This is a genomic window from Rothia sp. HMSC073B08, from assembly GCF_001812975.1.
Classification (GTDB): Bacteria; Actinomycetota; Actinomycetes; order Actinomycetales; family Micrococcaceae; genus Rothia; species Rothia mucilaginosa.
The window spans coordinates 93,556-110,027 of sequence record NZ_KV811082.1 but is presented as its reverse complement, the minus strand read 5'-3'; the positions used below and the strand labels follow the sequence as shown (position 1 = coordinate 110,027).

The window sequence follows — 16,472 nt, the reverse complement described above, 5'->3', positions numbered from 1 at the left end:
TCGCATGTTCCGCAAAAGCGTCTCGAGGCGCACAGACGAAGAGGCGCACAGACGAATTTTTACAGCGCCCACCGGTACATCCCGGCAGAAACTGAGTATAAATTGCGCCGAAACTGTGCCGCCGATGCGCTCGCTGTTCGCCAATACCGGATTAGTGCCCGTGCAGGATGCTTTCGGAAGGTGGGCGGTGGGCGAGCGGTTACACTGGACATACTATGAGCAAGCACCACGCACAGCACACTTCTACCGCTTCTAACGAGCAGACCGGCACCGACTACGCTGCCGCCTACGCCGCATCCCGAGAGCGCGCCGCATACGCGAAGACCGCCCTCGGGGCTTTTGAGGCGTCCCTTGATTTTCCGCTGGATGATTTTCAGCGTCAGGCGTGTGCCGCCGTGGAGGCGGACCGCTCCGTCCTCGTTGCCGCGCCTACGGGTGCCGGTAAGACCATTGTGGGTGAGTTCGGTATCTACCTGGCGTTGCGCCGCGGCATGAAGGCGTTCTACACGACCCCTATTAAGGCGCTGAGCAACCAGAAATACCACGACTTTGTGCGCGCGTACGGTGAGGATTACGTGGGTCTGCTCACCGGCGATACGAGCATTAACACGGAAGCACCCGTGGTCGTCATGACCACCGAGGTGCTGCGCAACATGCTCTACGCCAACTCGACCACGCTGACCGGCCTGGGCTATGTGGTCATGGATGAGGTGCACTACCTGGCGGACCGTTTCCGTGGCGCGGTGTGGGAAGAGGCGATTATTCACCTTCCCGAGCATGTGAACGTCATTTCTCTGTCGGCGACGGTGTCGAACGTTGAGGAGTTCGGCGCGTGGCTGGATACGGTGCGCGGCGGCACGGACATTATCGTTTCTGAGCACCGTCCGGTGCCCCTGTGGCAGCACATGATGGTCGGTCACCGCGTGGTGGACCTGTTCGTACCCGAAGACAACTCCGCACAGGGCAAAAACCACACCCAGGGCAAGAACCAGGAGCCGGAGGAGAAGCTCTCCCGCAAGCAGGCGAAGAAGGCACAGAAAGCTAAGCAGCGCGGCGCAACCGTGGAGGCGGGCGCCAACCCTCTGCTTGCTGGTCTGCGCCTGAACCCGCAGCTGAAGGCGCTACGCCCCGGCTTCCGTTCCGCACCGGGTCGTGGCCGTTACGGCGGCAAGCGTGAGCGTTTCCGTCACCGCCGTGAAGGCTGGCTGAATGAGACGTTCAGCAGCGGCGAGCGCGGCCGCTCGGACCGTCGTGACCGTTTCAGCAACGACCGGGACTTTGATGCGCGCGGTGAGCAGAAGCCTCTACGTCCGCAGCGTATCACCCGTCCGGAGATGGTGCGCGCCCTCGACAAGCAGGGCCTGCTGCCCGCAATCTGCTTTATCTTCTCCCGAGCCGGTTGCGACGGCGCGGTCAGTCACTGCGTATCCGCCGATATCACGCTGACCACCCCCGAACAGCAGCAGACCATCCGCGCCTACATTGCGGAAGCAACCGCTCACCTGGACACCCGCGACCTGAACACCCTCGGCTACTACGAATGGCGTGACGGCCTGATTCGCGGTATCGCCGCACACCACGCTGGTCTGCTGCCCCTGTTCAAGGAGGTCGTCGAAACCCTCTTCGCCCAGGGCCTGATTAAGCTGGTCTTCGCCACTGAAACCCTCGCACTGGGCATCAACATGCCCGCACGCACCGTCATCCTGGAAAAGCTCACCAAGTACAACGGCGAATCCCACGTAGACATCACCCCCGGCGAGTACACCCAGCTGACCGGACGCGCAGGCCGCCGCGGCATCGACATCGAAGGCCACGCCGTCGTCATGTGGCGCCCCGGCATGTCCCCGGAACACGTGGCAACCCTCGCCTCAACCCGCACCTACCCGCTAAACTCCTCATTCCGCCCCACCTACAACATGGCGGCAAACCTCATCGCCTCCTACGGCGCCGAACGCACCCGCAAAATCCTGGAATCCTCCTTCGCACAGTTCCAGGCAGACAAATCGGTCGTCGGCGTCGCCTCCCGCGTACGCAAAAACGAAAGCGCCCTAGAAGGCTACCGCGAAGCAATGGCATGCCACCTGGGCGACTTCACCGAATACGTCCAGCTCAGCCGCCAGATCACCGAACTGGAAAAGAAGGCATCCAAGAGCAACGAACGCCACGCACGCGCACAAGCACACCACAGCATCCAACAGCTACTGCCCGGCGACATCATCTACATTCCGCACGGCCGCTCCCGCGGCTACGCAGTCGTCATCACCCGCTCCGATTCGCACGCCGACCCGCGCATCGGCATCGTCACCGAGGACGCGCACCAGCGCACCGCCTCAACCCGCGACTTCGAAGGCGCCATCGAACCGGTCTCACGCATCAAAATCCCCAAGCGCCTAAGCCTCAAAACCGCCAAGGAACGCCGCGACACCGCAAGCCGCATGCGCCAGGCACTCTACGACGGCCGCGCCCCGCGTGCGCTCGCGCAGCAGAACATCCCTGCTCGTCAGAACAGCATTGACGCGCAGCTGGAGGCTCTGCAGGCTCAGCTGCGTAACCACCCGTGCCACGGCTGCTCCGACCGCGCGAACCACATGCGTTGGGCTGAGCGCTGGCAGAAGCTCAACTCTGAAACCGAAGGGTTGCGCCGTCAGATTGCCCGCCGCACCAACACGATCGCTCAGGTCTTCAACCGCATTGCGCGTCTGCTGGAGAGCTATGGCTACGTCGAACGCACCGAAGACGGCGAGTTGTCGCTAACCACCGGCGGCCAGGCTCTGCGCCGTATCTACGGCGAGCGCGACCTACTGACCGCCCTGTGCCTGGACGCGCACTTCCTCGACGGACTGGAGCCCGCCGCCATCGCGGCAACCGTCGCCGCACTAACCTACCAGGGCAAGCGCGACGCGGTGGAATACCTGGCACACTACCCGCACCCGTCCCTGCGCGCACCCATCGCGACGATTACGCAGCGCCTCGCCGACCTGAATGCCGCCGAGGAACAGTTCAGGGTCAACCCGACCCCGGCATGCGACTTCGGCCTGGTCGAACCCATGTACGCCTGGGCGAACGGTGCCCACCTCGCAAAAGCAATCGAGGACACCGGCCTTGCCGCCGGCGACTTCGTACGCTGGGCAAAGCAGGTACTAGACGCCCTAGACCAGATCGCGCACATCCGTTCACTGGACCCGGTCATCCGCGCCCGCTGTGAAGAAGCAATCGAGGCGGTACGCCGCGGCGTAGTCGCACTGGACGTCTAACCCGCACCTTAGTGCTACACCCTGCTCGACCGGTTCGAACTACCACCCCCGCTACTGTGCATTGTTCTGCATCATCTAAGTTCCGCCTCATCTAAGGACGAACGAACTACCACAGGCAGCGGGGGTGCTTCTATACTCAAATGAGACGCTCAGCTAAGCTACGCGAGCACAATTGAAGTGCCCGCCCCGTGTGCGCTTTCGGCGCGCCTCAAAGGTGAAAGGAATCTAATGTCTACCCGTATTTTTGTAGATGGTAGCGTGTACAGCCCGGTCGACCCGTACGCAACCGCAATGCTCGTCGAAGACGGCTTCGTCCGCTGGGTTGGTTCCGACTCCGGGGCGCGTTCAATTGCCGACGAATCAGCCACCATCACCGAACTTGACGGCGCCCTGCTAACCCCCGCCTTTGCGCGCGCACTAGCACCGGTAGCAGGCAAAGAAGCACCCGAAATCCTCGACTACCTGCAGGCATACCGCGCAGCCGGCTACCACACGCACACCCTACTCGCCGGCATGGAAGACGTACCCGACCTCGTCTCCGCACTCAGCTACTACAGCGCCGAACACGGCGTACCCGACATCCGCCTCATCCTCAACGCCACCTGCGTAGAAACCGACGAACTCATCAGCGCCATCAAGGCACTACGCCCCCTCACCGAAGACGAACGCTCCGTCAAAGGCCTGCAGCTAGTCGGCATCTTTGTCGCACCCACCGAAGCCCCCGCAGCAGCACAGGTAGCCGAAGACGCCGCACTCCTACTCTCCATCGACGCATCCACCAGCTTTGCCAACGCCGCCGACGCCGCGCTCGCCGTACGCGAAACCCGCCCCTGGCTGTCCATCCGCCTCGACGCAGCAATCAGCACCCCGCAGGACCCCATCACCGACGAATACCTCACCCAGCTGGCAGAAGCACGCATCAACCTCGGCCTCAGCGTTTGCGAACCCGAAGAAGACGAAACCGCCAACGACACCGTCCAAGCACTCCTCGCACACGCCGGGGGAGAAGCACGCGAATCTGTGGCATCCGTAGCCCGCCGCGCAAACGCAGCCGGCACCTCCATCGCGCTGGGCTCTGATGCTCAGCTGTACGCACCCGGCGCCTGGTCCCTCATCCGCGAACTCGTCAACAACGAACACGGCATCTCCGCACGCAGCGCCTTCGCCGCCCTCACCCGCGGCGTATACCGCCTAGCCCACGAAGAAAACCCCTTCACCGGCCAGTTCGCACCCGACACCCCCGCATTCGTAGCACAGTGGCGCGTAGAAGCCCTCATGGTCCAGGCACCCGACTCCCGCGTAGCATCGTGGAGTACCGACCCTCGTGCTCGCATTCCGCTGCTTCCGGTGTTGGATGAAGATTCGCCTCTGCCCATCCTGGAATCTATTTACACTGAAAGTAACTAATTTTTAGCTTGTCAGAAGCTTTTTAAGGGGTTTCAACCCCTCAATAATTCATTGATTTGAATGTTTACCCGGTATACTGGACATCTACCGGCCTGTTTTATATGCACCTGTGAGGGAGTAATATGCGCGTTCTAACTGTCATCCCGACGTATAACGAGAAGGAGAACCTGCCCATCGTGGTGGAGCGTCTTCGCAAGGCGGCTCCCGAGGTGGACATTCTCGTGGTGGATGATAACAGCCCCGACGGCACCGGCCAGATTGCTGATGAGCTGTCGGCTAAGGATTCCCAGATTCACGTTCTGCACCGCACCGTTAAGGACGGCCTGGGTGGCGCGTACCTCGCTGGCTTCGATTGGGGCCTTGAGGCAGGCTACGACATTCTGATTGAGATGGATGCTGACTGCTCGCACCAGCCTGAGCAGCTTCCTTCTCTCGTTCGTGCCGTGGAGGCAGGCGCTGACCTGGCTATTGGTTCGCGTTATGTTCCCGGTGGCAAGACCAAGAACTGGCCGGCTCACCGTCAGATTCTCTCTCGCGGCGCTAACCTGTACACCCGCCTGATTCTGGGTACCTCCATTAAGGACATTACCGCTGGTTTCCGCGCGTACCGTCGTGAGGCCCTGCAGCGTCTGAACCTGGACGGTATTGACTCTAAGGGCTACGTGTTCCAGGTTGATCTGGCGTGGCGTTCTGAGCAGGCTGGCCTGAATATTGTTGAGGTTCCGATTACCTTCGTTGAGCGTGAGATTGGTGCTTCGAAGATGGACGGCAACATTATCTTTGACTCCATGTCTAAGGTGACTCGATGGGGCATGACTAACCGCATTCAGAAGCTGAAGAAGGCTCTGGGCAAGTAATCGTCCCTCGCTCTGAGACTTATACGAAGGACCGGGGCAGATACATAAAAGTATCTGCCCCGGTCCTTTTCTGTTTTCTCTGGCGCTCTTTCCTGGCTCACGTACCAACGGGAAGCCAGTGCCGAAAAAGCGGAGAAGCCCGCTCAGAGCGCAAGTGGCTCTTAGCGGGCTCCTGAAGCGTTTCTACGGCATGTCTACGGTGCTTTTAGAGCGCGTAGTGCTTGCGGTAGTATTCCAAGCGGTCTTCCAGGGTCTTTTCCAGCTCTTCGATGCTGCGGCGTTCCATGAGCATATCCCAGTGGGTACGTGCGGGCTTCTCTTCTTCGGCCTCTGCGGTGGAGTCGCCGTTGACGAGGTATGCTTCCTTGCCGGACTTTGCGGTCCATACCGAGGGGATTTCTGCTTCTGCCGCGAAGGTCACGAAAACGCGGTCACCGTCAGCGGTACGGTATTCGACGCGCTGGCGGGGCGCGGGCTGTACGTTCGATTCGGTTTCCATCGACTGGGAACCCAGGCGCATACCGCGCAGGCTACGATCGCTCATTTTTCCTCCAGTGTCGTCGGGTGCGCTCTTTGGCGCTTTAGGCATAACGTTGGGCGGGGGAGAGCTATTCCCTCGAACGTTTACAAAACATCCATTATATCGGTAATAGTCTCCACCCGCCCAACGTGGTGGTGTTTATTCGGCGTGATTTTTGGTGATTCACGCCTTTTTATGCGTTAGATTTCGCGTTTAGCCGTTGATGCCGTAGCTTCCGGGTGCCTGCGGTGCGCTCTTGGGCGCCTCTGCTGCAGGCTTCTTCGGTGCGTCCGCAAGGTCAGATGCGGGCAGGGTGCCGAATGCGTTGCCCAGGCCGCGCAATGCATCGCCGAGTTCGGTCGGGATGAACCAGAGCTTGTTGGCGTCGCCTTCGGCGAGCTTGGGCAGGGTCTGCAGGTACTGGTAGGTGAGCAGCTGCTGGCTGGGGTTGGATTCGTGGATTGCTGCGAAGACCTTCTGCACGGCTTCTGCTTCACCGTTTGCGCGCAGGATTGCGGACTGTGCGTCACCTTCTGCACGAAGGATTTGCGCCTGCTTTTCACCCTCTGCACGCAGGATTGCGGCGCGGGATTCACCTTCTGCAGTCAGAATGTCGGACTGCTTCTGGCCTTCTGCGGTGAGGATTGCGGCGCGGCGGTCACGCTCTGCACGCATCTGCTTCTCCATGGAGTCCTGGATGGACACCGGGGGCTGGATTTCCTTGATGTCCACGCGGGAGACGCGCAGGCCCCAGCGGCCGGTGGTGGAGTCGAGTACGCCTCGCAGTTCAGCGTTGATCTGGTCGCGGGAGGTGAGGGTCTGCTCCAGGTTCAGGCCACCGACGACGTTACGCAGGGTTGCGCTGGTCAGCTCGTCTACGGCGCGAATGTAGTTGGTGATTTCGTAGGTTGCCGAGCGCGGGTCGGTGACCTGGAAGTACACGACGGTGTCGATACCGACCACGAGGTTATCTTCGGTAATCACGGACTGTGAGGGGAAGGAAACGACCTGTTCGCGCAGGTCGATGAGGGGCAGCACGCGGTCAACTACAGGGATGACGATGTGCAGGCCGGGGTTGAGAACGGCGTGGAATTTACCCAGTCGTTCGACGATGCCGGCTCGTCCCTGCGGGATGACGCGCACGGTCTTTGCGAGCATCGTCAGCACGAAGAGGATGAGTAGGACCGTCAGAATAAGGCTGATAGGCATTGTTTCTCCTTATCGGTGAGTTATATGGTGTGTTCTAGGGCATCTGAATTGGCATTTGGAGCCGGTATTCAGATGGGTCTTAGTTTGTTGGTCTTAGTCATGGGGGAGAGGCTCTACGATTGCGGTAGCACCCTCAATGGCTCGTACCCTCGCGTGTGATCCTGCTACGAGCGTTCCGGAGGCGGTGCGCGCCGTCCAGGTGTCGCCAGCTAGTACAACCAAACCAGTTTCACTAGTCACATCTTGAGTGACGCGCACCTCAGCGCCAACGAGTGCTTCAGCATTAGTGACAGCTCCGGTGGCTGACTTATTGAGCTTTTTCAGCAGCGGCGGGCGCAGACCAAGAACCAGAATCAGGCAGATCACCACGAAAATAACGGTTCGAATCAGCATGTTATCCACGAAGGGCGATATTGCTGCGGTGATGCCTGCGCTAATCGCCAGCATGAGAAAGAACAGGTCGAGGCTGAGCATTTCTATGACGGCGAAAACGAGGGCGAGTGCAACCCAGAGTGTCCAGGGTGTCTCAAAGAGCCAATCCACGAGTTTTCTCCTTTGGTGTACATCAACCGGCGTGGTTGACGTTGGATCTGCACACGAGGCGACAGCACCTTCGTGATGCGGGGTATATCCATTATTTCAGGTGGATTGAGTGCTGGCGACAGTTCTGGTAACCGAGTGAGGTTAATACATGAACTGTTAAGACTTTATTTAGATACGGGGAATCTTGAGTTCATTCTAGCCCTCCCTAAAAAGCCGATAATATACATTATGTAAAGTAGGCCTATTTTCACTACCCCACCGACTGTTCACCGGCGCTTTCTACGCTCAGGCTGGCACGGATCAAACCTGTGCGCTCCCCGCAGTGCGACTACACTGTTCCATCCGCGGTTCTGCGCTCCGCTATTCTGAGCTCCACGCGCCTTGCGTCTTCCTCGGCGCTCAGCTACTCGCTCACATGCTCCGAGCCTTCAGGCTCCTCAGTGCATCCAGTTAAACGACAGGCACCCGAGACTCCACACCTTTCGGTGCGCTCTGTTCGTCTCGGGTGCCTGCCATCGATTTCTAGAGCTTTACGCTTCTGCGTGCTTAGAGCTGAACTCTACCCACGCGTTGAGCACGCGCTCCGCTGCGCCGGATGCAATAGATTCGCGCGCATCAGCCAATGCCTGAGTGAAGCGGGTCTCAAAGCTTTCGCCGTTGACCGGGCGGTACGCGACCAAGCCAGCCGCAGCGTTCATCACCACAGCGTCGTGAATGGCGCGCAGCGGGTTCTTCGGAGCCTCGCCCTCCCCCGCCAAAATTGCACGGAAAACGCCCGCATTGTACTCGGCGTCGCCGCCACGCAACTGCTCCAGCGGTGCATTCTGCAGACCGTACTCGGTCGGATCAAAACGGTACTCGGTCAGTTCGCCGTCGACAGCCTCCCACAGGCGGCTCGTGGTGGCGATGGTCAGCTCATCCAGGCCGTCATCACCGCGGAAAATCAGGGCGTGATCGCCGCGCTCCGCAAAGACGTGAGCCATCTTCTCAGCCATGACCGGGTTAGCAACGCCGATAGCCGAGGACTTCACGCGAGCCGGGTTCGTCATGGGGCCCAGGTAGTTGAACGCGGTCGGAATACCGAGCAGGCGGCGGGTCGGGCCCACGTGGCGCATTGCCGGGTGGAAAGTCATCGCAAACAGGAACGTGATGCCAGTCTCGCGAGCGCATTCGGCGACTGCGGGAATGGGCATGTCGAGGCGGATTCCGAGGGCTTCAAGGACGTCTGCGGAGCCGGATTTGGAGGTGGAGGCGCGGTTGCCGTGTTTGACGACGGTGGCGCCGGTGCCTGCGATGACGAGGGCCGCCATGGTGGAGATGTTGACGGTGTTTTGCTGGTCGCCGCCGGTGCCGACGATGTCTACGGCGTGGGGGTCGATGTCGACGGTTTCGGCTTTGGCGATCATGCCGGCTGCGAGTGCGCCGAGTTCTTCGGGGGTTTCGCCTTTGGAGTGGAGGGCGGTGAGGAAGGATGCGAGGATCGGCTGTTCGGTTTGGCCGGTCATGATGTGGTCCATGGCCCAGGCGACTTCGGTGTCGGTGAGGTTTTGGTGTTTGACGAGCTGGTTGAGGATGTATTTCCAGGTGATTTCGTGCGTAGTCATGTGTTAAGTGTAAAACCCCCGCCGCGTATCTGCATGGTTGGGTGCAGTATGCGAGACGGGGGTTTGTTTAGGCGTGTTGCACCTTGGGGTGCTTAGCGCTGGGGTGTCTTCGGTTTAGTGGAAGGAGTCACCGCATGCGCAGGAGCCTGCTGCGTTGGGGTTGTCGATGGAGAAGCCCTGCTTTTCGATGGTGTCTTCGAAGTCGATGGTGGAGCCGTCGAGGTAGGGTGCGCTCATCTTGTCGACGATGACTTCTACGCCGTCGAAGTCGCGGACTGCGTCGCCGTCGAGGACGCGCTCGTCGAAGTAGAGCTGGTAGATGAGGCCGGAGCAGCCGCCGGGCTGGACGGCGATGCGCAGGCGCAGGTCGGTGCGGCCTTCCTGTTCGAGGAGGGTGCGGACCTTGGTCTGTGCTACTTCGGTGAGGTTGACGCCGTGGGTCGGCAGTTCGGTGGTGGTTTCACTCATTGGTGTTGTCCTTTTGTTTTGTTGGTTGCCCGTGTGCGCCGCGTGTGGGTGCGTGTGGGCGTTTTAGCCTTCACGATACGCGCCGGGGAGAGCTGAGCACAACCTAGGGTGTGCATAGTTCGCCGGGGGCGTGAGTGTTTGCGTGGGGGCTTTGTAAGTAATTCTGCTTCTAGGATACCGAAAAAGTGGGGGTTGGGGTTTGGTGGCCCTTCTCCCCCACTTTTTGCGGGTTGGTTTAGCGAGCGCGTTCTGCGCGGCTATTTCTGGCGAGCGCGGGTATCTCTAGCGTCTCTAGCGAACGACTAGCGGGCGCCGAGTGCGCTCAGCAGCAGCGCCTCCGCGAGGATTGCGTTCTTGAAGTCCGGGATGTAGAGGGACTCGTTGGCGCTGTGTGCGCGGGTGTCGGGGTCTTCTACGCCGGTGACGAGGATCTGTGCCTGTGGGAAGAGGTCCTTCAGGTCGGAGATGAACGGGATGGAGCCGCCCATGCCGGTCTGTACGGGTTCGACATCCCATGCGGTGCGCATTGCGTCGAGGGCGGTCTGTGCGCCGTCTGCGTCGACTTCGGTGGCGAAGGGCATGCCGGAGTCGACGGCGGTGTAGCTGGCCTGCGCGCCGTGGGGTGCGTGCGCCTTGACGTGTTCGGCGAGTGCGCGGTGCGCGTTTTCGGGGTTGTCGCCGGGTGCTAGGCGGGTGCTGATGCGTGCGCGGGATACGACGGCGAGGGTGTTGGAGGAGGTTGCGATGCTGGGGATGTCCATGCCGATGACGGAGATTGCCGGCTGGGTCCACAGGCGGGATGCAACGGATCCGGTGCCTGCCAAGGGTACGGAGTCGAGGATGCCGGAGTCGCTGCGGAAGTCTGCTTCGGCGTATTCGAGTTCGGGTTCGGGGGCGCGGTGCAGGCCTTCAACGGCTACGGCGCCGGTGGCGTCGTGCAGGGTTGCGAGGAGTTGCGCCATGAGGGTGTGGGCGTCGAGCATGGGGCCGCCGAACATGCCGGAGTGGATGGCGTGGCTGCCCACGCGCACCTCGATGTCGCCGGATGCGACGCCGCGCAGGCTGGTGGTCAGTGCGGGTACGCCGGCACGCCAGTTGGCGGAGTCTGCCACGACGATGTAGTCGGCGGACAGTTCCTCACGGTAGGTGTTGAGGAAGGAGACGAAGGAGGGCGATCCTGCCTCTTCTTCGCCTTCGATGAAGAGCTTCACGCCGAGCTTGAAGTCTTCGCCGAGAGTTTCGTTGAGGGCTGCGAGCGCGGCGAGGTGCACGAGGATGCCTGCCTTGTCGTCTGCTGCGCCGCGGCCGTAGAGGCGGTCGCCCTTGCGGGTTGCGACGAAGGGGTCGGTGTCCCACAGGTCGAGGTTGCCGGCGGGCTGTACGTCGTGGTGGGCGTAGAGCAGGATGGTCGGGTAGCCTTCTGCGGCGGGGCGGGAGGTGATGACGGCGGGCATGCCCTGCTTTTCGGTGCCGTCGGCGGTGGTGTAGGTGGCGCGTTCGATGCGTACGTTGTTGAAGCCTGCCTTGGTTGCGAGCGCGGCGACTGCCTCGGCGCTGCGGTCTACCTGGGTGAGGTCGTGCGATTCCCAGGCGATGGAGGGGATGGCGACGAGCTCGGTGAGGGTCTGCAGGGTTGCTTCGAAGTTTTTGGTGACGGCGTCGCGTAGGGCGCTGTGGTGGGTGAATTCAGTAGTCATGTTTCTACCTTACCCCCACCTTACCCGCTGCCGCCGGGTGGTTGGGGTTGTTTCAGTTGCTGGTGTGGGCTTGTGGGGGCGGGTTTGGTGTGTGCCGTTCGGGTATGATGGGAGGGTGTTTGGTCGTAAGAAAGAGAAGGCTGAAGCGGAAGCTGTTCAGCCGCAGGTTGTAGAGGAGCCTCAGGCTCCGGTTAATCCGAAGTTCACCCCGAAGAAGGGCCGTCCTACTCCTTCGCGTAAGGAGCAGCAGGCGGCTCGTCGTCAGCCTCTGGTTGTTAGTGACCGTAAGGAGGCGAAGGCGCGTGAACGTGAGGCGATGGCGAAGGCGCGTGAACGTCAGAATGATGCGTTGATGGGTGGCGATCAGCGTTACCTGCCCGCCGTGGATCGTGGTTCGCAGCGCCGTTATATCCGTGATTATGTGGATGCGCGCCGTAACCTTGGCGATTTTATGTTGGCTGTGCTGCTGGTTCTGCTTATTGGTGGCTGGATTGCTCAGGGTGTGTCGGGTACGTCTAGCGTTGGTGCAACGGTTTATTACGGTTCCGTGTACGCAATGTATGCGCTGATGATCCTGTGGGTTGTTGACTACTTCATTTTGTGGCGCAGCCTGAAGAAGAAGCTGATCGCGAAGTTCGGCGAGGTTCAGCGTGGTTCTGGCATGTACGCGTTTAACCGTGTGATGATGATTCGTCGTATGCGCCGCCCGGTTCCGATGGTGAAGTACGGCGAGTACCCGCGCTAAGTCGTTAGTGCCTTATAGGTGCTTGGGGAGAGGTCCTGAAGGTTCAGGCCTCTCCCCTATTTTTATGTTCTTACGCGAGGACGTATAACCGTGGCTAGACGCCGGTACGGTTAGGCTTCGATTCGGGAGTAGAGGATCTGCCATCTGCCGTCACGGTGTTCGAGGGCGAATGTGTAGATTTCTTCTTCCTTGTCGCTACTCCAGGTTTCTTGGCGGCCGTCGGGTTCCACTTCGGTGTGTTTGTCCCATTCGTGGCTGGTTTTCAGGTAGTAGGTTCGGCCGTCGTCGCTCCAGGGTATGCCTTCGGGTTCGAAGTGTTCGATGCCGTCGATGACCCATCCGCCGCGCTGGTAGAGCGCTTCTATTTCGCGATAAATTTTGAGTTCTCCGTCGTTTGATGAGGAGAGGAATTCGCGGGCTTTGCTGTAGTCGCCGGTTTGGACGCCGTAGTTGATCCACTGGTTCCAGGCGTCCATGGTTTTGAGGATGCCGTCGGGGGTCTTTGCGCGGTATCCGTTTTCGGGGGCGTTGGGTTTGGGGACGTTCTGGGCGGGGCCTTTGGCGTCTGCTTTGCGGTATTCGCCGTTACCGGCATTGTTGCCGGTGCTGTTGCTTGAGCTGCTGTTGGTGGTAGGCGTGCCGGAGGCGGTGGATCCGTCTCCTGCAGTTGTGATGTCGTGCGGCACGCAGGCGGCGAGTAGGGTGCTGAGGCTGATGAGTGTGCCTCCGGTCAGTATTGAGCGGCGGTTCAGCATGTTGGGGTTCATGGTTGGTCCTTCACGTGTTCGTAGTTCATGATCTCCCGCTTATCTCCATTATGCGCGAGCGCGAACTTATACGCTCAGAAGCCACATGTGTTTCGAAAAGCTACTTCTTTAGTGGCTTTTCGAAACACATGTGGCTTTTCGACGGAATAGAGGGGCGGAATAGAGAGAGGGCACAAAAAAGGGGCACCGCCTCCACCCCCAATGGGTAGAGAACGGTGCCCCCTTTCAACACGCCAAGTCAGCACGCCGGGAAGCATAACGCACCCGCCTGCAAACCTTCTAGCGGCGAGCGCGGCGCAGCTTCACCAGGCCACGGTTAATGTGTGCCGCCCAGAGCGGACCCTCATACAGGAACGCGGTGTAGCCCTGCACCAGGTCAGCGCCAGCGTCCAGGCGCTCCTGCACATCCTCAGCGGTGGTCACGCCGCCAACGGAGATGATGGCGAGGTCGTCACCGATTTCACGCTTGAGCAGTCGCAGCACCTCCAGGGAGCGGGGCTTCAGCGGCGCACCGGAGAGGCCGCCGGCACCAATTTCCTTGACCTTGGTCATGTCGCTGGTCAGGCCCAGGCCGTCGCGGGCAATAGTGGTATTGGTGGCGATGATGCCGTCCAGCTTCAGCTCCTTAGCCAGGGCTGCCACCTCGATCACGTCCTCATCGACCAGGTCCGGCGCGATCTTCACGGTCAGCGGTACGTGGCGGTTGGGGCATACGCGGTCTGCCTCCTCACGCACGGCAGCAAGCAGCGGGCGCAGCGACTCGATAGCCTGCAGGGTGCGCAGACCCGGAGTGTTCGGGGAAGAAACGTTGACGACCAGGTAGTCTGCCTGCGGTGCCAGGGTGCGGGTAGAAATCAGGTAGTCCTCGATAGCGTTCTCAAGCTCAACAACCTTGGTCTTGCCGATGTTCACGCCGATGACCGGGCGTACAGCACCGCGGTATTCGGTTTCGAGGTCTGCGCGGGCGGCAGCAACACGCGGGCCAGCCGCAGCGGCACCGTCGTTGTTGAAGCCCATACGGTTGATGACCGCCTTATCTTCCACAAGGCGGAAAAGGCGCGGCTGCGGGTTACCGGGCTGCGCCTGACCGGTGATGGTACCGATCTCGACGTGGCCGAAGCCGATACCAGCCAGCGCGGCAATACCCTTACCGCCCTTATCGAAGCCAGCAGCCAGGCCGAACGGCGAGGGGAAGGTAATACCCATGACGGTGGTTGCCAGTTCCGGTGCGGGCTGGAAGTACTTGCGCAGCGCGCGGGTGATGCCGACGTTGCGCAGGGTCTGAACGCCCCAGAAGCCGACGTGGTGTGCCTTCTCGGGGTCCATGCCCTTGAAGAAGATGTTGAAGAAGGTCGGGTAGATGCGCATTTGTTCTCCCTAAGGTTGGAGGGTGTGGGTGGTTTATGGGGCTATGAGCCGGGTGTACCAGAGGCTACTTGTCGTTCGCCACAGCGTCGACTGCACCACCGTAGCGGCGGTCGCGGCGCGCGTACTCTTCGACAGCCTCCCAGAGGGTGCGGCGGTCAACATCGGGCCAGAGCACGTTCATGAAAATCATCTCGGCGTAAGCGCTCTGCCAGAGCAAGAAGTTCGAGATGCGCTGCTCGCCGGAGGAACGCAGGAACAGGTCAACGTCGGGCAGGTCGGGCTCGTCCAGGTACTTCTGGATGGTCTTTTCGGTAATGTTGCCGGGCTTGATCTTGCCCGCCACAGCGTCCGCTGCGATAGCTGCCGCCGCATCGGCGATTTCTGCACGGCCGCCGTAGTTCACGCACATGGTGAGGGTGCAGACGGTGTTGTCGATGGTTTCGCGCTCGCAGTGTTCGAGCTCTTCGATGACGTTCTTCCACAGCTTGGGTCGGCGGCCAGCCCAGCGGATGCGCACACCCCAGGTCTTGAGGGTTGCCAGCTGACGCTGCAGCACCTCGGTGGAGAAACGCATGATGAACGCGACTTCGCTGGGTGAGCGCTTCCAGTTTTCGGTGGAGAACGCGTAGGCGGTCACGTACGGGATGCCCATTTCGATAGCGCCCGCGACAACGTCCAGCAGTGCCGCCTCGCCGGCGCGGTGGCCCTCGGTGCGGGGCAGGCCGCGTTCGTTCGCCCAGCGTCCGTTACCGTCCATGACGACGGCGACGTGCTGCGGAATGAACTTCTTCGGGATCGGCGGCGGGGTTGCCCCGGTGGGGTGTGCGGGCGGGGGTACGGGCTGGGTGCGTGCCATGTGTGCCTTTCTTCCCTGGCGGGTTCTCCCCCGGGGTCGTTTGCCTAGATATGCGCCAGATATAAACCTGGCGTGCTGTTAGCTATTTTACCGTGACATAGCGCGCATGGGCGGGTGCTTCGGGGGTTATTTTGCGTCCTGGTTGGCCCATGTTTGACGCGCCCGCGTGCATCTTTTACGATGCAGAAATTTCTGCTTCGAGGGCGCTCGCCGTTTTCAGGGGGTGTTCGAGCAGGTTCTGGGTGGTTTTCAGGTAGAGTCCCAGAATTTTGGAGGCGACCGGCACCGGTGCTGCGTCAATAGTCGCCCAGGCGCGCGGATCCGCCGATGCGGTAGCGAGCGCATAGCCGAGCTCTTCGGCACGCAGGCCGGTCAGGGGTGTGTCGGTGGCGGGTGCGCATTGGGGGCAGAGAACCGTGTGGTGCCCGTAGGTGTGGGCGGTGTGGAAGGCAATGTACCTGCCGCTTCCGCCTGTAGCGACGGGGGTGCTACTGTCTGCCCCGTTATCGCCCCGGCTATCGGTGATCACGAGCGGGTTTCCGCATCGGGTGCAGTTCTCACCGATGAGCGGCCAGCCGGCGGCGTTCATGCTGCGCGCCAGATAGCGGGTCAGGATCCTCTGCGGCACGTGCTGCCCGTGCGCGAGCGCGGCAAGCGCCCCGTGGGTGAGGGTGTAAATATCGGCGGTGCTGTCGGTGTCTTTGGTGAGTGCTTCCGCCAGTTCGGCGATGGTGGAGGCGCACGTGTACGCATCGTAGTTCGCCATGATGGGTGCGGTGTAGGCGTGCAGGGTTGCCGCCTGGGTGATGGTGTGCAGGTTGGTTCTGCCGCGGCTGAAGGACAGGTCGGTGTGCATGAACGGTTCGAGTCGTCCACCGAATTTGGAGGTGGGTTTGCGTACGGCTTTGGCGACGGCGTGGGTGATTCCTCCGTCGCGGGTGAGCATGATGATGATGCGGTCGGTTTCGCCGAGTTTTTGGGTGCGGAGGATGAGGGCGGCGTCGCGCCAGGTGCGGGGTTCGCTCACGGGTGTCTCCGTTCTCGGTGCATGCTCGGTGGGTATCAGGCAGGCGGGTTTTCGGCGGGCGCTGAAGGCAGTAAGCGCTGAGGGCAAGATCTACGCGGGTGTTGCGGGTACGGTTCGACCCCTGCCGTATTACCCCGCGTAGGGGGTACC

Annotated in this window: 14 protein-coding genes; 4 read left to right on the top strand and 10 right to left on the bottom strand. The window is 61.0% G+C overall.

What is annotated here, in order from left to right:
* Positions 1-215 precede the first annotated feature (215 nt).
* The 3 genes from HMPREF2884_RS06705 (at position 216) to HMPREF2884_RS06695 (ending at position 5,518) form a co-directional block, all read left to right on the top strand.
* Positions 216-3,254, top strand: coding sequence for a DEAD/DEAH box helicase (locus tag HMPREF2884_RS06705; protein WP_070616354.1), 3,039 nt, complete (start codon positions 216-218; stop codon positions 3,252-3,254).
* A 228-nt stretch (positions 3,255-3,482) separates the two neighbouring features.
* A complete protein-coding gene (locus HMPREF2884_RS06700; RefSeq protein WP_070616353.1) occupies positions 3,483-4,661 on the top strand; it encodes an amidohydrolase in 1,179 nt (392 codons plus the stop codon).
* Between the two features lie 122 nt (positions 4,662-4,783).
* Positions 4,784-5,518, top strand: coding sequence for a polyprenol monophosphomannose synthase (locus tag HMPREF2884_RS06695; protein WP_070616352.1), 735 nt, complete (start codon positions 4,784-4,786; stop codon positions 5,516-5,518).
* 205 nt (positions 5,519-5,723) lie between these two features.
* Here the strand turns inward: HMPREF2884_RS06695 and HMPREF2884_RS06690 are convergent, their stop codons facing one another.
* The 6 genes from HMPREF2884_RS06690 to HMPREF2884_RS06665 all read right to left on the bottom strand — a co-directional run bounded on the left by HMPREF2884_RS06690 (position 5,724) and on the right by HMPREF2884_RS06665 (position 11,559).
* A complete protein-coding gene (locus HMPREF2884_RS06690; protein WP_070616351.1) occupies positions 5,724-6,062 on the bottom strand; it encodes an RNA polymerase-binding protein RbpA in 339 nt (112 codons plus the stop codon).
* Positions 6,063-6,251: 189 nt separating this feature from the next.
* On the bottom strand, positions 6,252-7,247 hold the full coding sequence (locus tag HMPREF2884_RS06685; RefSeq protein ID WP_005506035.1) for an SPFH domain-containing protein: 996 nt from the start codon (positions 7,245-7,247) through the stop codon (positions 6,252-6,254).
* Positions 7,248-7,340: 93 nt separating this feature from the next.
* Positions 7,341-7,790, bottom strand: a complete 450-nt coding sequence (locus HMPREF2884_RS06680; RefSeq protein ID WP_070616350.1) for an NfeD family protein — start codon at positions 7,788-7,790, stop codon at positions 7,341-7,343.
* A 530-nt stretch (positions 7,791-8,320) separates the two neighbouring features.
* Positions 8,321-9,394: an anthranilate phosphoribosyltransferase gene (trpD, locus tag HMPREF2884_RS06675; protein ID WP_070616349.1), complete on the bottom strand. Its 1,074-nt coding sequence runs from the start codon at positions 9,392-9,394 to the stop codon at positions 8,321-8,323.
* Positions 9,395-9,508: 114 nt separating this feature from the next.
* Positions 9,509-9,862 (bottom strand): HesB/IscA family protein, encoded by a 354-nt coding sequence (locus tag HMPREF2884_RS06670; protein ID WP_049347628.1) that lies wholly within the window; start codon positions 9,860-9,862, stop codon positions 9,509-9,511.
* A gap of 302 nt (positions 9,863-10,164) precedes the next feature.
* Positions 10,165-11,559: a M20/M25/M40 family metallo-hydrolase gene (locus tag HMPREF2884_RS06665; RefSeq protein ID WP_070616348.1), complete on the bottom strand. Its 1,395-nt coding sequence runs from the start codon at positions 11,557-11,559 to the stop codon at positions 10,165-10,167.
* A 115-nt stretch (positions 11,560-11,674) separates the two neighbouring features.
* Here HMPREF2884_RS06665 and HMPREF2884_RS06660 point away from each other — a divergent pair, with 115 nt between their 5' ends.
* The gene (locus HMPREF2884_RS06660; protein WP_070616347.1) at positions 11,675-12,304 is read left to right on the top strand and encodes a DUF3043 domain-containing protein; all 630 of its coding nucleotides are present in this window, start codon (positions 11,675-11,677) and stop codon (positions 12,302-12,304) included.
* 110 nt (positions 12,305-12,414) lie between these two features.
* On the opposite strand, the gene HMPREF2884_RS06655 is transcribed toward HMPREF2884_RS06660, so the two are convergent.
* From HMPREF2884_RS06655 to recO, 4 genes are all read right to left on the bottom strand, one after another.
* The gene (locus tag HMPREF2884_RS06655; protein ID WP_070616346.1) at positions 12,415-13,071 is read right to left on the bottom strand and encodes a DUF6318 family protein; all 657 of its coding nucleotides are present in this window, start codon (positions 13,069-13,071) and stop codon (positions 12,415-12,417) included.
* 279 nt (positions 13,072-13,350) lie between these two features.
* A complete protein-coding gene (locus tag HMPREF2884_RS06650; RefSeq protein ID WP_049341239.1) occupies positions 13,351-14,439 on the bottom strand; it encodes a quinone-dependent dihydroorotate dehydrogenase in 1,089 nt (362 codons plus the stop codon).
* 64 nt (positions 14,440-14,503) lie between these two features.
* A complete protein-coding gene (locus HMPREF2884_RS06645) occupies positions 14,504-15,295 on the bottom strand; it encodes an isoprenyl transferase (RefSeq protein WP_049341241.1) in 792 nt (263 codons plus the stop codon).
* Between the two features lie 175 nt (positions 15,296-15,470).
* Positions 15,471-16,322 (bottom strand): DNA repair protein RecO, encoded by an 852-nt coding sequence (recO, locus tag HMPREF2884_RS06640; RefSeq protein WP_070616345.1) that lies wholly within the window; start codon positions 16,320-16,322, stop codon positions 15,471-15,473.
* Positions 16,323-16,472: the final 150 nt, after the last annotated feature.

Bases quoted from the DNA above. Each gene is read 5' to 3' on its own strand.
- HMPREF2884_RS06685 (WP_005506035.1), bottom strand. From the start codon at position 7,247: ATGCCTATCAGCCTTATTCTGACGGTCCTACTCATCCTCTTCGTGCTG.
- HMPREF2884_RS06705 (WP_070616354.1), top strand. From the start codon at position 216: ATGAGCAAGCACCACGCACAGCACACTTCTACCGCTTCTAACGAGCAG.
- HMPREF2884_RS06645 (WP_049341241.1), bottom strand. From the start codon at position 15,295: ATGGCACGCACCCAGCCCGTACCCCCGCCCGCACACCCCACCGGGGCA.
- HMPREF2884_RS06700 (WP_070616353.1), top strand. From the start codon at position 3,483: ATGTCTACCCGTATTTTTGTAGATGGTAGCGTGTACAGCCCGGTCGAC.
- HMPREF2884_RS06690 (WP_070616351.1), bottom strand. From the start codon at position 6,062: ATGAGCGATCGTAGCCTGCGCGGTATGCGCCTGGGTTCCCAGTCGATG.
- trpD (WP_070616349.1), bottom strand. From the start codon at position 9,394: ATGACTACGCACGAAATCACCTGGAAATACATCCTCAACCAGCTCGTC.
- HMPREF2884_RS06655 (WP_070616346.1), bottom strand. From the start codon at position 13,071: ATGAACCCCAACATGCTGAACCGCCGCTCAATACTGACCGGAGGCACA.
- HMPREF2884_RS06665 (WP_070616348.1), bottom strand. From the start codon at position 11,559: ATGACTACTGAATTCACCCACCACAGCGCCCTACGCGACGCCGTCACC.
- HMPREF2884_RS06650 (WP_049341239.1), bottom strand. From the start codon at position 14,439: ATGCGCATCTACCCGACCTTCTTCAACATCTTCTTCAAGGGCATGGAC.
- HMPREF2884_RS06670 (WP_049347628.1), bottom strand. From the start codon at position 9,862: ATGAGTGAAACCACCACCGAACTGCCGACCCACGGCGTCAACCTCACC.
- HMPREF2884_RS06695 (WP_070616352.1), top strand. From the start codon at position 4,784: ATGCGCGTTCTAACTGTCATCCCGACGTATAACGAGAAGGAGAACCTG.